The 15,891-nt window shown below is 71.4% G+C and carries 16 protein-coding genes and 1 tRNA gene; 11 read left to right on the forward strand and 6 right to left on the reverse strand.

Annotated features, from left to right (window positions below):
• The first annotated feature begins 67 nt into the window (after positions 1–67).
• The 7 genes from hisI to OXG55_14700 all read left to right on the forward strand — a co-directional run bounded on the left by hisI (position 68) and on the right by OXG55_14700 (position 6,865).
• Positions 68–352 carry a phosphoribosyl-AMP cyclohydrolase gene (hisI, locus tag OXG55_14670; GenBank protein ID MCY4104482.1) on the forward strand — a complete coding sequence of 95 codons (285 nt, stop codon included), beginning with the start codon at positions 68–70 and terminating at the stop codon, positions 350–352.
• A gap of 6 nt (positions 353–358) precedes the next feature.
• The gene (trpE, locus tag OXG55_14675; GenBank protein ID MCY4104483.1) at positions 359–1,882 is read left to right on the forward strand and encodes an anthranilate synthase component I; all 1,524 of its coding nucleotides are present in this window, start codon (positions 359–361) and stop codon (positions 1,880–1,882) included.
• Entirely contained in the window at positions 1,879–2,844 is a 966-nt protein-coding gene (locus tag OXG55_14680; protein ID MCY4104484.1) for a hypothetical protein, read from the forward strand. Before trpE ends, OXG55_14680 begins: the two co-directional genes overlap by 4 nt.
• A 98-nt stretch (positions 2,845–2,942) precedes the next feature.
• Entirely contained in the window at positions 2,943–3,605 is a 663-nt protein-coding gene (locus OXG55_14685; protein ID MCY4104485.1) for a phosphoribosylanthranilate isomerase, read from the forward strand.
• 40 nt (positions 3,606–3,645) lie between these two features.
• On the forward strand, positions 3,646–4,794 hold the full coding sequence (gene trpB / locus OXG55_14690) for a tryptophan synthase subunit beta (protein ID MCY4104486.1): 1,149 nt from the start codon (positions 3,646–3,648) through the stop codon (positions 4,792–4,794).
• Positions 4,791–5,585: a tryptophan synthase subunit alpha gene (trpA, locus tag OXG55_14695; protein MCY4104487.1), complete on the forward strand. Its 795-nt coding sequence runs from the start codon at positions 4,791–4,793 to the stop codon at positions 5,583–5,585. The genes trpB and trpA overlap by 4 nt, the downstream gene beginning before the upstream one ends.
• Positions 5,582–6,865 carry a DUF3179 domain-containing protein gene (locus OXG55_14700; GenBank protein ID MCY4104488.1) on the forward strand — a complete coding sequence of 428 codons (1,284 nt, stop codon included), beginning with the start codon at positions 5,582–5,584 and terminating at the stop codon, positions 6,863–6,865. Before trpA ends, OXG55_14700 begins: the two co-directional genes overlap by 4 nt.
• 133 nt (positions 6,866–6,998) lie before the next feature.
• On the opposite strand, the gene OXG55_14705 is transcribed toward OXG55_14700, so the two are convergent.
• Positions 6,999–8,921, reverse strand: coding sequence for an ABC transporter substrate-binding protein (locus OXG55_14705; protein ID MCY4104489.1), 1,923 nt, complete (start codon positions 8,919–8,921; stop codon positions 6,999–7,001).
• Positions 8,922–9,033: 112 nt separating this feature from the next.
• Between OXG55_14705 and OXG55_14710 the strand changes: the two genes are divergently transcribed.
• The 3 genes from OXG55_14710 (at position 9,034) to fabZ (ending at position 10,868) form a co-directional block, all read left to right on the forward strand.
• A complete protein-coding gene (locus tag OXG55_14710) occupies positions 9,034–9,615 on the forward strand; it encodes a DUF4143 domain-containing protein (protein MCY4104490.1) in 582 nt (193 codons plus the stop codon).
• A 357-nt stretch (positions 9,616–9,972) separates the two neighbouring features.
• Positions 9,973–10,437 (forward strand): thioredoxin-dependent thiol peroxidase, encoded by a 465-nt coding sequence (bcp, locus tag OXG55_14715; protein ID MCY4104491.1) that lies wholly within the window; start codon positions 9,973–9,975, stop codon positions 10,435–10,437.
• Complete coding sequence (gene fabZ, locus OXG55_14720; GenBank protein MCY4104492.1) at positions 10,434–10,868, forward strand: 3-hydroxyacyl-ACP dehydratase FabZ; 435 nt, start codon at positions 10,434–10,436, stop codon at positions 10,866–10,868. The genes bcp and fabZ overlap by 4 nt, the downstream gene beginning before the upstream one ends.
• Positions 10,869–10,991: 123 nt before the next feature.
• Here fabZ and OXG55_14725 read toward each other — a convergent pair whose 3' ends face one another.
• The 5 genes from OXG55_14725 to fabD are packed head-to-tail and all read right to left on the reverse strand — an operon-like array spanning position 10,992 to position 15,322.
• Positions 10,992–12,173, reverse strand: coding sequence for a beta-ketoacyl-[acyl-carrier-protein] synthase family protein (locus tag OXG55_14725; GenBank protein ID MCY4104493.1), 1,182 nt, complete (start codon positions 12,171–12,173; stop codon positions 10,992–10,994).
• Positions 12,170–12,409 (reverse strand): acyl carrier protein, encoded by a 240-nt coding sequence (acpP, locus tag OXG55_14730; GenBank protein ID MCY4104494.1) that lies wholly within the window; start codon positions 12,407–12,409, stop codon positions 12,170–12,172. The genes OXG55_14725 and acpP overlap by 4 nt, the downstream gene beginning before the upstream one ends.
• 24 nt (positions 12,410–12,433) lie before the next feature.
• Positions 12,434–13,162, reverse strand: a complete 729-nt coding sequence (gene fabG, locus OXG55_14735; protein ID MCY4104495.1) for a 3-oxoacyl-ACP reductase FabG — start codon at positions 13,160–13,162, stop codon at positions 12,434–12,436.
• The gene (locus OXG55_14740) at positions 13,159–14,091 is read right to left on the reverse strand and encodes a ketoacyl-ACP synthase III (GenBank protein MCY4104496.1); all 933 of its coding nucleotides are present in this window, start codon (positions 14,089–14,091) and stop codon (positions 13,159–13,161) included. Before OXG55_14740 ends, fabG begins: the two co-directional genes overlap by 4 nt.
• 55 nt (positions 14,092–14,146) lie before the next feature.
• Positions 14,147–15,322, reverse strand: a complete 1,176-nt coding sequence (gene fabD, locus OXG55_14745) for an ACP S-malonyltransferase (protein MCY4104497.1) — start codon at positions 15,320–15,322, stop codon at positions 14,147–14,149.
• Between the two features lie 261 nt (positions 15,323–15,583).
• On the opposite strand from fabD, the gene OXG55_14750 reads away from it, so the two are divergent.
• Positions 15,584–15,667 (forward strand) — tRNA-Leu (locus tag OXG55_14750).
• The last annotated feature ends 224 nt before the right edge of the window (positions 15,668–15,891 follow it).

A 15,891-nucleotide genomic window follows, 5' to 3' on the forward strand; every position in this document is an offset into this window, starting at 1 on the left:
CGTCGCCACCCCCATCACGCCCGCGGCGGGCGCCCTCGAGGCGGTCACCTACAACGACGACGGTCTGGTGCCTGCCGTCGTCCAGGACATCGAGTCGGGCGCGGTGCTGATGCTGGCCTGGATGGACGCCGAAGCGCTCCGGCGCACGCTGGCGACAGGCAGGACCTGGTTCTGGAGCCGATCCCGCCGGGAGTACTGGTGCAAGGGCGAGACCTCCGGGGACCGGCAGTTCGTGCGCGAAGCCTCCTACGACTGTGACGGGGACACGCTGCTGTTCAAGGTCGTCCAGGAGGGCCGCGGCGCCTGCCACACCGGCGAGCGCTCCTGCTTCTTCACGTCCTTCGCCGGCTGAGAGGCCGTGAACGCCCGGCCCAGCAGGCAGGAGTTCGGCCGCCTGGCGGCACACCACCGGGTGGTGCCGGTCTGGCGCGAGCTGCTCGCCGACCTGATCACGCCGGTGGCCGCCTTCTCGCGCATCGTCGGCGACGAGCCCGGTTTCCTGCTGGAGTCCACCGAGCGCCAGAACCGGTGGAGCCGCTTCTCGTTCATGGGATGCCGGCCTCGAGCCCGGATCGTCGCCCGGGGGCGGCGGCTGACCATCAGCGGTGACGACCTGGGGCCGGTCCCGATCGACGAGGGGGTCCTGGCGGCACTCGACGTGATCCTCGAACGCTTCCGCTCGCCGGCCATCGAGGGGCTGCCGCCGCTGCACTCCGGGGTCGTCGGCTATCTGGGCTACGACGTGGTGCGAGAGGTGGAGCGGCTCCCGAACCCGCCGGCCGACGACGTCGGGATGCCGGATGCGGTGCTGGACGTGATCGGCCGGTTCGTGGCCTTCGATCACTGGCGCCAGCGGGTGCTGCTCATCCATAACGTGATCCTGCCGCCCGAACCCACCGGGCAGGTGCTGGACGACGCCTACGAGGAGGCTCTGGAGTCGCTCGAGGAGTTGGCCCGCGCCGGGGCGCGACCCCAGCCCGAACCCCTGCTGGAGCCCCCCGGCGACCGGGATCCGCTGCCGGAGGTGTCCGCCGGCATGACTCCCGAGGACTACTGCGCGGCGGTGCGCGCCGCCAAGGAGCACATCCTGGAGGGCGACATCTTCCAGGTGGTGCTGTCGGAGCGCTTCGACTTCGAGCTAGAGGCCGACCCGTTCCAGCTCTACCGGGCGCTGCGCCAGATCAACCCCAGCCCGTACATGTACTTCCTGCGTCACCCCGAGGCAACGCTCGTCGGCAGCTCGCCCGAGCCGATGGTGCAGCTGCGCGACGGGCGGGTCACCTCCCGCCCCATCGCCGGCACCCGGCCCCGGGGGGCCGACGAGCGCGAGGACCGGCGCCTCGCGGGCGAGCTCGCCGAGCACCCCAAGGAGTTGGCCGAGCACCTCATGCTGCTGGATCTGGCGCGCAACGACGTGGGCCGGGTGGTGCGGCCCGGCACGCTGGGCACCGACGAACAAATGACGCTGGAGTACTACAGCCACGTCATGCACCTCACCTCGCAGGTCTCCGGCGAGTTGGCATCCGGGCACAGCCCCGTGGACGTGCTGCGAGCGACCCTTCCGGCGGGAACGGTCTCCGGCGCGCCCAAGGTGCGCGCCATGGAGATCATCGACGACCTCGAGCCCACCCGGCGAGGCCCCTACGCGGGCGTCGTGGGTTACCTCGACTTCTCCGGCAACCTCGACACGGCCATCTGTATCCGCACCGTGGCGGTGCGCGACGGGCGCGCCCACCTGCAGGCCGGCGCGGGCATCGTGGCCGACAGCGTGCCGGAGGACGAAGAGCGCGAATGCCGGGCCAAGGCGCGAGCGCTGCTGGCCGCCGTCCACGCGGCGCGCATCATGACCCGCAGCGCCGAGGCTTCCGGAGGGCAGCGATGACGGTCTCGGAGCGCTACCGCGCCGACTACGAGGCGCTGCGCCACGGCGCCGGCGGCGTCACGGTGGCCCGCGACGTCCTGGTGGTCACCGGGCCCGACGCGGCGAGCTTCCTGCAGGGTCAGCTCAGCCAGGACGTGGCCGCGCTGGCGCCCGGCGAGGTGACGTCGTCGCTGCTGCTGCAGCCCGACGGCAAGCTGCACAGCCTCCTGCGGGTCAGCCGCGCCGGCCCGGACCGGTTCGTCTGCGACCTGGCAGCCGGCGCCGGTGAAGCCGCGCTGGCACGCCTCGAGCGTTTCAAGCTCCGTGTCGACGTCGACCTGGAACTGCATCGCCTCTCCATGCTGGCCGTGCGGGGCCCGGCCGCGCCCGCGCTGCCCATGGGCGCCGCGGACTCTCCGGCAGCGGACGCGCCCGGCGATGCGCCGGCCGGCAGGGACGACCGGCGAGCCCCCGTCGTGGCGGCGCCGGTGCGTTGGGGGAGCCTGCCCGGCTGGGATCTCGTGGCCGGGCAGGTGGCGCCGCCGCCGGGCACAACCCTCTGCGGCGCCGACGCGCTCGAGGCCGTGCGGATCGAATCGGGAGTGCCCGCCGCCGGCCGCGAGCTGACCGAGGGGCTCATACCGGCCGAGTCGGGCATCGTCGCCGAGACCGTGAGTTTCACGAAAGGCTGCTTCGTGGGCCAGGAACTGGTCGCCCGGATCGACAGCCGCGGCGGCCGGACGCCGCGGCGGCTGCGCGGCGTGGTTCTGGAGGACGCCGAGCCCCCTGCGACCGGCGCACCGCTGATCGATGCGGACGGCAAGCCGCTCGGCCGCATCACCAGCAGCGCCTTCTCACCCACCTTCGAGGCCGTTGTCGCCCTGGCCTACGTGCACCGCCGCGTCGAGCCGCCTGCGCTGGCGCGTCTCGACGGCGACGACGGGCGGTCGTGCGAGATCAGGGTGCTGCCGCTGGTGCCGTGAGCACCGCCGGGGGCCGGGGCGCGCGGGAGGGCGCCCGGCGCGCCGCGCTGCTACACGTGGTCGTCGAACCGGTGCCTGCCGGCCGGTAGGGTCGCGGCGTGTTCGTCAAGATCTGCGGCATCACCAGCGAGGAGGACGGCCTCCTGGCCGTGGCGATGGGCGCCGACGCGGTCGGGTTTCTCTTCGCCCCTTCGCCGCGGCGGGTCTCGCCCGCCACCGCCGGCGAGATAGCCCGGCGGCTGCCGCCGGAGATTCTCACCGTGGGTATCTTCCGCAACGAGGATCCGCGCAGCGTGGTGCGCATCGCCAACGGGGCGCGCCTGCGCGCCGTGCAGCTGCACGGCCGGGAGTCCCCGGAGGAGACCAAGCGGGTGCGCCAGCAGGTGCCGAGGGTGATAAAGGCGTTCCGCGCCGGTTCGGAGGAGCTGGAGCAGGCCCGGTCCTACGGTGCCGACATCATCCTCGTGGACGCCGATCAGCCCGGCTCGGGGAAGGTCTTCGACTGGGCCCTGGCTGAACGCGCGGCAGGGTCGCTCCCGGTGATCGTGGCGGGAGGGCTCACGCCGGAGAACGTGGCCGCGGCGATCGGCAAGACACGCCCCTGGGGTGTCGACGTGTCGACAGGGGTGGAGTCGGCGCCGGGCCGGAAGGATCCGCGCCTGGTGCGGGAGTTCATCAACGCGGCGCGTCAGGCCGCCGCGGAACTGCCGACGCCGGAGCCGCCCAGCGGCGTGCTCTACGACTGGCAGGCCGAGTTCTGACCGCAGGAGCGGGCGAGAGGACACGGGTGCCGTCGTGAGCATGACCGAACCGACGCCGGAGGGTCGCTTCGGCGAGTTCGGGGGGTGCTACGTCCCCGAGACCCTGGTGCCGGCGTGCCAGGAACTCGACCGGGCGTTCCGCGCCGCCTGGGCCGAGGGGGCGTTCCGCCGGCGGCTCGACGACCTGCTGCGCGACTACGCCGGCCGGCCCTCGCCGCTGACCGACTGCCCCCGCCTGTCGGCCGAACTGGGGCTGCGCGTCCTGTGCAAGCGGGAGGACCTCAACCACACCGGCTCGCACAAGATCAACAACGTGCTGGGGCAGGCGCTCCTGGCCGAGCGCATGGGGAAGACCCGCCTCGTGGCCGAGACGGGCGCCGGTCAGCACGGCGTCGCCACGGCCACCGCCGCGGCCCTGCTGGGCATGGAATGCACGGTGTACATGGGTGAGGTGGACGTGAGTCGCCAGGAGCTGAACGTGTTCCGCATGCGCCTGCTCGGCGCCGAGGTGCACGCCGTCACCACGGGCAGCCGCACACTCAAGGACGCCATCAACGAGGCGCTGCGCGACTGGGTGGCCACCGTGCAGCAGACCCATTACTGCCTCGGCTCGGTCATGGGTCCCCATCCGTATCCCTGGATGGTCCGCGAGTTCCACCGGGTCATCGGTGACGAGGCCCGCCGGCAGTGTGCCGAGCGCCTCGGAGGTGACCCCGACGTCGTCGTGGCCTGCGTGGGCGGCGGCTCCAACGCGGCCGGAATCTTCAGCGGGTTCGCCGACGGCCGCGCCGAACTCGTGGGTGTCGAGCCCGCCGGGGGAGCGGCCGTGGGGCGCGGTGCCCCCGGCGTTGTACACGGGTCGCTGTCGTACCTCATGCAGGACGAGTTCGGGCAGGTGCTCGAGGCCGAGTCGATCTCCGCCGGGCTGGACTATCCCGGCGTCGGGCCGGAGCACGCCCACCTGGCGGCCACCGGCCGGGCGCGGTATGAGAACGTGACCGACGAGGAGGTGCTGGCGGCCTTCGAGCTGCTCTCGCGTACCGAGGGGATCATTCCCGCCCTCGAGCCCGCCCACGGGCTGGCCTGGATCAGCCGTGAGCGAGAACTGCTGGCAGGGCGCACAGTCCTGCTGAACCTGTCGGGACGCGGCGACAAGGACGTCGACCTGGTCATGGGACTGCACGGGTGAGCGGGGCTCGGCCCGGCCGCCTGGAGGCCTCCCTGCGCGCCGCGCGCGACGGCGGGCGCAAGTGCCTCGTGCCCTACGTCACCGGCGGGCTGGACGGTTGGGAGGCCGCCGTCGAGGCCGCCGCGGTCGCCGGCGCCGATGCCGTCGAGATCGGCATTCCCTTCTCGGACCCCGTGATCGACGGGCCCACGGTCCAGGAGGCGGGGGACCGGGCCCTGGCGGCCGGCGCCACCCCGGCAGGCCTCCTGTCGGCGGCGGCCGCTCTGGAGGTGGGTGTGCCCCTGGTGGTCATGACCTACTACAACATCGCCCACCACATGGGTCACGAGCGGTTCGCCCGGTCGCTGGCCACCTCGGGAATCTCCGGGGCGATCCTGGCCGACCTGCCGCTGGAGGAGAGCGGGCCCTGGACCGCCGCCGCTGACGAGGCCGGCGTCGAGACGGTGCTGCTGGCCGCCCCGACGGCCTCGGGCGAACGGCTGGAGGCCATTTGCGCCCGTGCGCGGGGATTCGTCTACGCCATCGGCCTGCTCGGCGTGACCGGTGAGCGCGCCGCGCTGGCCTCCAGCGCGCTGGTCATCGCCGGCCGGCTGAAGGAGGTCACCGATCTGCCGGTGCTGGTCGGCGTGGGCGTCTCGACGCCGGCCCAGGCCGCCGAGGCGACCACGGTCGCGGACGGCGTGGTCGTAGGCTCGGCGGTCGTGCGGCGGCTGCTGGAGGGTGAGGGACCCGACGGCGTGGGGTCATTCGTGGCCGACTTGCGCCGTGCCCTGGACCGCTCCAGGCCATGAGGAGCGGCACGAACGGCAGCGGCGCCTCTCGAACCGGAGCTCTCGCCGTCCTTGCAGCTCTCGCCCTGCTTGCCGGCGCGTGCGGGGGGAGCGAAGACGCCGCCCCCGGCCCCACCACGACGACGCTGTTCATCCCCGAGGCGCCGGAGACCGACGTGCCGCCGCCGAACGCCGACGGCGAGGTGCTGCCCGGCCGGGCGCCGCTTGCGGACAGCAGCGGACGGGAGGCGGTTCCCTCGGCGCTGGCGGACCGGTCCTGGCCCGGATTCGCCGCACTCATCCCGCCCGATCAAATCCGCTCCGGCGGTCCGCCGCCCGACGGCATCCCGGCCCTCGACGAGCCGGTGTTCGCGCCGACCGCCGAGATCGATTTCCTGGCCGACGGCGAGGCCGTCCTGGCCCTGGAGATCAACGGCGACGCCCGCGCCTACCCGTTGCAGATCATGACCTGGCACGAGCTGGTGAACGACACGGTGGGCGGTGTGCCGGTCACCATCTCGTACTGCCCGCTGTGCAACTCCTCGGTGGCCTACGACCGCAACGCCGCCGGGCGCGTGCTGGACTTCGGCACCTCCGGGATGCTGTACCAGTCGTCGCTGGTCATGTACGACCGCCAGACGCAGTCGCTGTGGACCCACTTTGACGGCCTCGCCGTGATCGGGGAGCTGATCGGCACCCAGCTGGACTTCTGGCCGATGGCCATCGTGTCCTGGGCGGCGTGGCGCGACGCCCACCCTGACGGCAGGGTGCTGACGCAGGAGACCGGCTACCACCGGAGCTACGGGCGCAACCCCTACGTCGGCTACGAGACCAGCGAGCGGCTGCTGACCCCCGCCTTCCAGTCCACCGACATCGACGAGCGCCTGCCCGCCAAGGAACGGGTCGTGGGCATCCGCAGCGCTGGCGACGCGGTGGCCGTGCGCCACGCCCACCTCACCGAGAGCGGCGTGGTGGAGGTGGACCTGGCGGGCGTGCCGCTGGTGGTCTGGAACCTGCCGGGCGCCAGCTCCGCCATCGACGCCCCCGAGTTGGCCAACGGCATCGACGTGGGCTCCAGCGGCGTCTTCGAACGCACCCTCGACGGGCGGCTGCTGAGCTTCACCCGCAGCGCCGGCGGGTTCCGCGACGACGAGACCGGCTCCACCTGGAACCTGTTCGGCGAGGCGACCGCCGGCGAGCTGGCCGGCAGCCGACTTCAGGCCCGCGAGTTCGTGGACACCTTCTGGTTCGCCTGGGGCACCTTCGAGCCCACCAGCAGCATCGTCCCGCCGCTCGGCTAGGAGTGTGCCGAGTAGTCCACGGGCAGCGCCGGTCGGGTGGCCAGGCCCTGGATTCCGGCCCCGGATCGAGTCCGGGGCAGGCTCTTCGCCGGAATGACGTGTCGGGACGTCGGGAGCATTGCTCAGCAGTCGGCTAGCCGGTCGGCATCTCCGCAGGAGGCGCTTCGGTCAGCAGGTCGGTGCGGTACAGGTAGCGGATGTCCCAGACCCCGAAGAGGGTCGGCGTGGTGTTGCCGAAGACGTTGCGCACCGCGGTGAGGCGCTCGGGCAGGGTCGTGTAGACCAGCGGGACGTTCTCGGCCACGATCTCCTGGACGCGGCGGTACTGGGCCACGCGCTCGGCGTGGTCGAGTTCCTGGCTTGCGCTGACGAACAGGGCGTCGATCTCGGCCTCCCAGTCCGTGGCGGGAGACTCCTGGTTCGGATGCCAGAGATGCAGGTTGCCACTGCTGTGCCAAAGGGTGATGCCGTAGTGCGGCTCCGTTCCGCCGGTGAAGCCGATCACCATGGTCTGCCAGTCGTAGGTCTCGGTGAGCTGGTCGACCAGGTCACCCCACTCGATCGCCTGGTAGTCCACGGCCAGCCCGATGGCCTCCATGCCCTGCTGGATCAACTCCGTGCTCCGCTGGCGCACGGTGTTGCCGGCGTTGGTCACGAGCGTGAACTCGATGCGGTTCCCGGCGGAGTCCTCGCGGACGCCGTCGCCGTCGCCATCGGTCCAGCCGAGTTCGTCGAGGATCCGGTTGGCGCGAGCCGGGTCGTACTCGTAGCGCCGCACGTCGGGGTTGTGGAAGTCCCCGGCCGCGGGGCTGATGGAACTCCACTGGGCATAGCCCTGGCCGTGCTGCACCTCGTTGACGAGGGTGTCCTTGTCGACGCTGTGGGCGATGGCCTGCCGGAAGCGCGTGTTGGAGAACCACTCCCGCTTGACGGGGTCGAGGTACGGCTCGCCGTCGGCACCGCTGCCGGGGTTCATGTTGAAGGCCAGGAAGGTCGTTCCGAAGGCCGGACCCCGGCGGTGGATCGTGAAGCCGTGCTCCTCCTGCAACGGTGCCAGGTCGGCGTACTCCGCGCCGAGCACGCCGTGCAGATCGGAGCCGCCGTCTCCGAAGGCGGCGAGCTCTGCTTCGAGGTCCTCCACGATGACGTGGATGATCTCGTCCAGGTAGGGCAGCCCGTTGCCGTCGGCGTCGGTCATCCAGTAGTTCGGGTTGCGTTGCAGCACCAGGCGCTCGCCGGGCTCGTAGCTCGCGATCGTGAACGGTCCGGTGCCGATGATCTCGGTGGGATCGGTGTCGATGCCCCAGGCCGAGGCGAAGCTGCCGTCCTCGACGTGCGGTGCGAGCAGGTGCTCGGGGTAGATCGAGGTGCCGAGCGAGCGCAGGAACGGCGCGAACGGCACGGGCAGGGTGATCTGCACGGTGTGGTCGTCCAGCGCCGTCACCGTCATCCGGTCCGTCTGCCAGGAGCCGTCCTCGTCGAGATGGCGGAACTCGAAGGTCGAGCGAGCGGAGGCGCGGATCTCGTCGTTGTAGATGATCCGATTGAAGGTGAAGTCGACGTCGAGGGCTGTGAACGGTTCTCCGTCGTGCCAGGTGGCGTCCCTGCGGAGGTGGAAGGTCCAGGTGAGGCCGTCCTCGGACCGCTCCCAGCTTTCGGCCAGTGCCGGTTCCACCTCGTCGGTCAACCAGGACGTCTCGGTGAGACCCTCGAAGAGGTATCCCAGCACGTTCGAGGATGCGGCGTCGGTGGAGATCGCAAGGTTGAAGGTGAGCGGCTCGGAGATGGTGGCGATCGTGAGGCTGCCACCGTGTCCGCCGACGGTGTAGCCGAACTCTTCGGCGTTCTGGCGGAGCCGGGCGACGAGCGAGTCTGAGTCCTCGGTCGCCCCGCTCGCCTGCCCGGCCGTCGCAGTCTCGGTCGTGGTGGTCTCAGCCTCGGGAGGGTCGTCGGAGGCGACCCCGGAGGATGCGGCAGCCAGGAGGGCGAGCGGTGCGGCGAGCAGTGCGATGAGGCACCGGGTCACCGCCGGGCGTCGGGTGGAGCGTCGCAACATCAGGTCACGTCCCTTTCGATTGTTTTCGTACCTGTCAGCAGGCGGGAATGCTATCCGGGCGGCGTCGATACCCGGCCCGAGCCGCTGTCGGGGACGCAACGTCGCCACCGAGGTGACGCTGAAGACCCTGGGCGCGGACCTCACCGGCGGCGAGGGGACCTTGCACCCAACGACTGTCAAGAGTTACCTCAGCGCCTTGTCACGCCTTTTCGTGGCGGAGGAGCTTCCGGCCTGGAGGCCCCATCTGCGATCTCGTGCCGCCCTCCGCTCCACGCCGAAGCGTTTCCTCGCCGACCCATCGCTCGCCGTGGCCTCGCTTCGCTCCAACGCCGATCAGATGATGGCCGATCTGAGCTATTTCGGGCTGGTGTTCGAGTCGCTGGTTCGGCGCGACCTGAGCGTCTATGCGCAGGCCAACGGCTGGGAGTTGTCCCACTACCGCGACAGCGCGGGCCTTGAGGTGGATTTGATCCTCACGAGCCTCGACTACCGGGGGTGGGCCGCGGTAGAGGTGAAACTGGGCGGCGGGGCTCTGGTGGAGCGGGGCGCCGCAGCGCTGCGGAGGCTGCGCGAGCGGGTCGACTCCGATCGCATGGGCGAGCCCCGGAAGCTCGCCGTCATCACCGTCGGCGGTTACGGCTTCGAATATCCCGACGGCGTGGCGGTGGTGCCGATCACGGCGCTCGGCCCCTGAGGACGGACCTCCCGCCCCCGGCCGGTCGGCCCTCGGGGGCTGGCCTCGCCGGCGCGCGTTGCCCGCCTGTGGTGCCGGCGGGGGCGTGCCCCGCGCTTCAGACGCCCACCGACGACGAGACCGACACCGCCGCCCTCGCAGCCGAGATCGAGTAGGCGCACGTGATCATGTGGTCGCCTCGGAGACTGCTGGGCAATGCTCCCGACGCCCCGGCCCGTCAGTCCGGCGCAGAGCCTGCCCCGGACTCGATCCGGGGCCGGAATCCAGGACCTGGCCACCCGATCGGCGCTGCCCGTGGATTGCTCGGCACGCTCCTAGGATTGCGCCGACAGCATGTGCAGCAGCGAGGAGCCCCTCATGAAACTCCAAGCAGGCGACCCGGCGCCGGACTTCCGGTTGCTGAACCAGGACGGCGAGGAGGTGTCCCTCGCGGACTTCGCCGGTCGCAGGGTCGCGCTGTTCTTCTACCCGAAGGCCATGACCCCTGGTTGAACCAAGCAGGCCTGCGGCATGCGTGACATCGCCGATCAGCTTCCCGAGGAGGTCTCCATCCTGGGGATGAGCGCGGATCCTCCCAACCGCCAGAAGCGCTTCGACGAGAAGCACGACCTGGGGTTCGGGCTGCTCTCGGATCCCGACAACTCCACAACCTCCTCCTACGGGGCGCGCAGCGAGAAGAAGATGTACGGCAACACCTTCATCGGAACCACCCGGTCGGCCTTCCTGATCGACGCCGAGGGTCGCATCGAGCAGGCCTGGTACGGCATCAGCCCGAAGGACACGCCGCTGGAGATCCTGGCCGCCCTCGAGGAGACCGGGTGAGCGGCGCGCCGCTGCCGGCGCCCGCCTCGATCCTCCCGCACAGGCCGCCGTTCCTGCTGCTGGACGAGGTCACCGCGCTGGTACCCGGCGAGCGGGCCGAGGGTTACTGGCGCACAACCGGCGACGAGTCCTTCTTCGCCGGGCACTTCCCGGGCCGCCCCACCCTGCCGGGAGTGCTCATGACCGAGGCGCTCGCCCAGTTGGGCGCCTACGCGGTCCTCAGCGACGAGCGCATGGCAGGCAGGCTGCCGCTGTTCGGAGGCATCGACGGGGCTCGCTTCCGCCGTCAGGTGCTGCCCGGTGAGCGGCTTGACCTACAGGTGGAGGTGTTGCGACTGTCAGCGCGCGCCGGGCGGGCGGCGGGGGAGGCGTCGGTGGACGGCAAGCCGGCCTGCAGCTGCGAGTTGATGTTCGTAGCCGTCCCCGCCTGAGGGGCCGGCCCGTGCTCTCGGCCCTCCGGGACTAAGCCGCCGGGGGTGGGCTGATGACCAGGCAGCCGTTGTGCCCGCCGAAGCCCGAGAGTTCGGGGAGATGCTGGCCCCGGCCCTCCGGGACTAAGCCGCCGGGGGTGGGCTGATGACCAGGCAGCCGTTGTGCCCGCCGAAGCCGAAGGAATTGGAGATGCTGGGACCCGGCTCCCACTCGCAGGGATCCGGTGCCAGGATGCGGATCGGCGCCATGTCCGGGTCGGGGGTCTCGTAACACGCTGTGGGGGGCAGCACACCCCGCTGGATGGACATGACCACGGCGGCCGCCTCGATGGCACCGGCCGCTCCGAGCGCGTGGCCGGTGACGCCCTTGGTCGAGGTCACCAGCGGCCCGGGGGAGCCGAACACCTTGTGGATGGCCTCGGCCTCGCTGGCGTCGTTGAGAGGCGTCGAAGTGCCGTGGGCGTTGATGTGGGCAATGTCTGACGGTGCCAGACCGGCGTCGCCCAGCGCCCGCTCCATACAGGCCACTGCGCCCGCCCCGCCGGGCGACGGCGCGGTGATGTGGTACGCATCGGCCGTGCTGGCGTAGCCGGCGATCTCGGCCATGATTTCTGCGCCGCGCGCCCGGGCGAACTCCAACTCCTCCAGCACCAGCACCCCGCATCCCTCCGCGTGCATGAAGCCGTCGCGCTCGAGATCGAACGGGCGGGAGATGCCCACCCGGGACAGCGCGGTCATGTTGGCGAAGCCCTGCAGGCCGGTCGGGGAACTCGAACACTCCGAGCCCCCGGCCAGCATCACGTCGCAGCGGCCGTGGCGGATCAGTTCGGCGGCGTTGCCAATGGACTGGGTGGCGGAGGCGCAAGCCGTGGAGGTCGATTCGCAAGGCCCCTGGTAGCCGTAGCGCATGGAGACGGCGGCAGCCGCGGCGTTGGCCATCATCATGGGGATGAGGAAGGGCGAGACTCTCTTGGGGCCCTTCACGAAGTGCGCCAGCATGCAGGTCTCGATGCTCATGAGGCCGCCCACGCCCGTCCCGATCCACACGCCCACCCGGTCGGGATCCGGCGCCAGGGCGCCGGCCTCCTCCAGCGCCTCGGCGGCGCACGCCAGGGCGAACTGGGTGAACCGGTCGTGGCGGCGCATCTCCTTGGCGTTGGCGAAGTGCGGCGCCGGGTCGAAGCCCGCCACCGTGCGCAGACCCTTCGGAGGCTCGGTCAACAGCCCGGCGAAGAAGTCCTCCTGCCCGACTCCGCAGGCCGCCAGGACGCCGAGGCCGGTGACGACCACCCGGCGGCGGCTCATCCCAATTTGGCCTCGATCATCGTGAAGGCGGCGCCCACGGTCTCGATGTCCTCGAGCTCCTCCTCCTCGACGGTCACATCGAACTCCTCCTCGAGCGCCATGACCAGCTCCACGAGGTCGAGGCTGTCGGCGTCGAGGTCATCGGCGAAGCTGGCCTCGAGGGTCACCTGATCCGCTTCGACGGACAGCACCTCGACGGCACAACGCTGGAATCGTTCGAAATGGTCGTTGCTCACTGCATTCACTCCGTCGTCTCGGGGTCAACTCATGCTCAGGCCACCGTCCACGGGGATGACGGCCCCCGTGATGTAGCCGGCCTCGGGTGAGACAAGGAAGCATACGGTCGCCGCCACCTCGGCCGTCGTGCCGAAACGGCCGAGCGGGACCGCCGAGCGGATCTCTTCCTGCCGCTCGTGGCTCAGCGCATCGATCATATCGGTCTCGATCGGGCCGGGCGCCACGACATTGACCGTGACGTTGCGCCCGGCGAACTCCTTGGCGACCGAGCGGGCGAGCCCCACGAGGCCGGCCTTGGAGGCCGCGTAGTTCGCCTGGCCCGCCTGGCCGCCGAGACCCACCACCGAGGAGACCAGGATCACGCGCCCCCAGCGGGCGCGCATCATCGAGCGCACGCCGCGGCGCAGCACCCGGTAGCCCCCGGTGAGGTTGGTGTCCAGGACGGCGGCGAAGTCCTCCTCGCTCATACGCAGGAGCAGGCTGTCCCGGGTGATGCCGGCGTTGGACACCAGGACCTCCACCGGCCCGAGGGTTCCTTCGACCGCCTCGAAGGCGCCGTCCACGTCCGCGCCGTCGGTCACGTCGCAGGGCACCGCCAGCAGCCCTGCCTCGCCGGCAGCCTCCGGCGGGCTGGATCGGTAGGTCACGGCGACACGGTGGCCGGCGTCCCGCAGCGCCAAGGCGCACGCCAGGCCGATGCCGCGCGCCCCGCCGGTGACGAGAGCCACCCGGCCGGCGCCGTCGTCGCTCACAGGGTCCAGCGCAGCAGCGCGCTCGCTGAGGTCATGCCGGCGCCGAACCCCACCATCAGGGCGATGTCGCCGCCGGCGAGCCGGCCGCTGCCGGCGGCGTCGGCGAGGGCCAGGGGGATCGAGGCCGAGGACGTGTTGCCGGTCCAACTCAAGACCTGCACGGTTCTGTCCTCGGAGAGGCCCAGCTTCTGGCAGGCGCTCCGGATGATGCGGATGTTGGCCTGATGGGGGATTACCAGGTCCACCTCGTCGGTGCTGAGCCCGGCGGCCGCCAGGGCGGTCTCGCAGGTGGAGACCATGATGCGCACCGCCTGGCGGAACACCTCGCGCCCGTCCATGTGGATGAAGCCGCCGAAGTCGCAGTACAGCGACTTCTCCAGCGCGCCCTGGCAGTCCAGCGCCCAGCCCAACAGGGCGTTGTCGTCGCCGGCGGTCGCCGACAGCACCACGGCGCCCGCGCCGTCGCCGAACAGGACGGCCGTGCCGCGGTCCTCCCAGTCCACGAACCGGCTGAGGGTCTCCGAGCCGACCAGCAGGATGTGGTCGGCGCCCGCCAGGATGAGCCCGTGCGCCACGTTCAAGCCGTACACGAACCCGGAGCAGGCGGCGTTCAGGTCGAAGGCGCCGCAGCGGGCGCCGAGCTCCAGCTGGACCGAGCTGGCAGTGGCCGGGATCACGCGGTCCGGTGTGGTCGTGGCGAGGATCACGCCGTCGAGGTCCCGCGGCGCGACGGCGGCCATGTCCAGGGCCTTCCGCGCCGCCTCGATCCCCAGGGCGCGGGTCGTGCCGCCGATCCGGCGCTCCTTGATGCCGGTGCGTTCGGTGATCCAGGTGTCGCTGGTGTCGAGGGTCTGCGCCAGGTCGTGATTGGTGATGACGCGGTCGGGCAGGGCCGTGCCGTAGCCGGTGACGCGGCTGCCCCGGTTCATCGCCGGCCTCCCGCCCGCGAGAGGGACGCGGCCGGCCGGGTCCGCGTTCGCCGCTTCATTCGGTCCGCAGCCAGGCGATCGGCTGGTTGGTCGCGACCCGCTCACCGTCCACGGCCAGATAGTCCATCACAACACCGCTGAACGGCGAGCGCACGGGTTCGCCGCTCACCTCGCCGAGCACCGCCCCCGCGGCGATGCGGGTGCCCCTGCAGTCCGGTTCGGCCGGCCTGAAGACGCCTGCCCCGGCCGCCACGACCAGCCGCTCGTGCGCATGCAGGGACTCGCCGTCGGCGAGAGCCACGTCGCCGTCGCCCCCGGCGCCGACGGACTCCAGCAGCGGCTCGATGTCCGCGGGGTTGCGGACGCTCAGCGTCTCGAGCCCCCGCTCGATGCGTTTCGCCAGTCCCGTGAGCGCGTTGCCGGGCCCCAGTTCGACGAAGGTCCCGCAGCCTGTGTCGACGAGCCGGCGGATGGTCTGGTGCCAGCGGACGGGGCTGGTGAGCTGGCGGGCCAGCAACCGGGGCCAGACCCTGGCGGTGTCGTAGGGGGCGGCGTCGACGTTGGCGTGGACCGGCGCGTCCGGATCGTGGAACTCGGCCCTGGCGAGGGCCTTGGTGAGGCGCTCGTAGGCCGAGGCCATGAAGGGCGTGTGGAAGGCGCCGCCCACCTGCAGCCGCATGACCCGCTTGGCGCCGCGGCGGCGCGCCAGCTCGGCGGCGGCGTCGACGTCGTCCGGGGAGCCGGCGACGACGACTTGGCCCGGCGCGTTGTAGTTGGCCACCCAGACCTTCGGTCCGGCCTCGTCGCAGCACCCTTCCACATCGCCGTCGGAGAGCCCCAGGACGGCGGCCATGGCGCCCTCCTGCTCCTCGGAGGCGAGTTGCATGGCCTCACCGCGCTCGGCCACGAGGTGGGCCGCCTCGGCGAAGTCCAGGATCCCCGAGGCGACCAGGGCGCTGTACTCCCCGAGACTGTGACCGGCGTGGGCGTTGGGCAGGAGCCCGACCCTGGCGACCGCGTCGAGGGCGAGCATGCTCATCACGAATGTGGCGAGCTGCGAGTTGCGGGTCTGGCGCAGTTCCTCGGCGTCCGCCTCCAGGAGCAGCATCGCCACGTCGCGGCCGGTGGCCTCGGTGGCCTCCTCCACGAGCTCCCAGGAGGGCTCGTTCCGCCAGGCCTCCCCCATGCCGGGGGCTTGGGAGCCCTGACCGGGGTAGGTGAAGGTGATCACGGTCCCGGACCGGGGACGCGCTCGGGCCGCAGCGCGCGCCGGAAGCACGAAGGAGCGAACTCACGGGACATGGCGGAGCAGACCCCCTCGGAGCAGGGACGGTTGGAGCGTGGGGTGGGGAGCGTGGGGTGAACCGTAGGCGCTCGGCGGCTTCCTGCAAACCGCAGCCGGCACAACAGACGTGCCGATCCAGCCGCGCCGACAGGGCCGCACCGCAGCCCGGTGGCCGACCGCCCGCATCCTACACTGATGCCACGACCGGCCCGGGTGGCGGAATTGGAAGACGCGGAGGACTCAAAATCCTCTGACCTCGCGGTCGTGTGGGTTCGAGTCCCACCCCGGGCACTGGTTGGCCGAAACCCTTGACGCGGATGGCAACGCGACGACAACCTCTCCGGTCGGCGCACGGCCACGCGTCCGACGCGCGGGCCGCGCTGCGACTATTCAGTAGTGTTTCATATGTTTTATGATTTATAGTGTATTGTCGTGGTAGGGAGGATGGGCGGCGTGGGGCGGGGCGGGGTAGCCTGGGGTGTCGGGACGGGGCGGCGTGGGGGCCGCGGGAGGGG

The organism is bacterium, from assembly GCA_026708055.1.
Lineage (GTDB): Bacteria > Actinomycetota > Acidimicrobiia > Acidimicrobiales > CATQHL01 > VXNF01.

Coding starts and splice junctions, on each gene's coding strand:
- OXG55_14680 (MCY4104484.1), top strand. CDS start 1,879: ATGACGGTCTCGGAGCGCTACCGCGCCGACTACGAGGCGCTGCGCCAC.
- trpB (MCY4104486.1), top strand. CDS start 3,646: ATGACCGAACCGACGCCGGAGGGTCGCTTCGGCGAGTTCGGGGGGTGC.
- OXG55_14700 (MCY4104488.1), top strand. CDS start 5,582: ATGAGGAGCGGCACGAACGGCAGCGGCGCCTCTCGAACCGGAGCTCTC.
- OXG55_14705 (MCY4104489.1), bottom strand. CDS start 8,921: ATGTTGCGACGCTCCACCCGACGCCCGGCGGTGACCCGGTGCCTCATC.
- OXG55_14725 (MCY4104493.1), bottom strand. CDS start 12,173: ATGAGCCGCCGCCGGGTGGTCGTCACCGGCCTCGGCGTCCTGGCGGCC.
- OXG55_14740 (MCY4104496.1), bottom strand. CDS start 14,091: ATGAACCGGGGCAGCCGCGTCACCGGCTACGGCACGGCCCTGCCCGAC.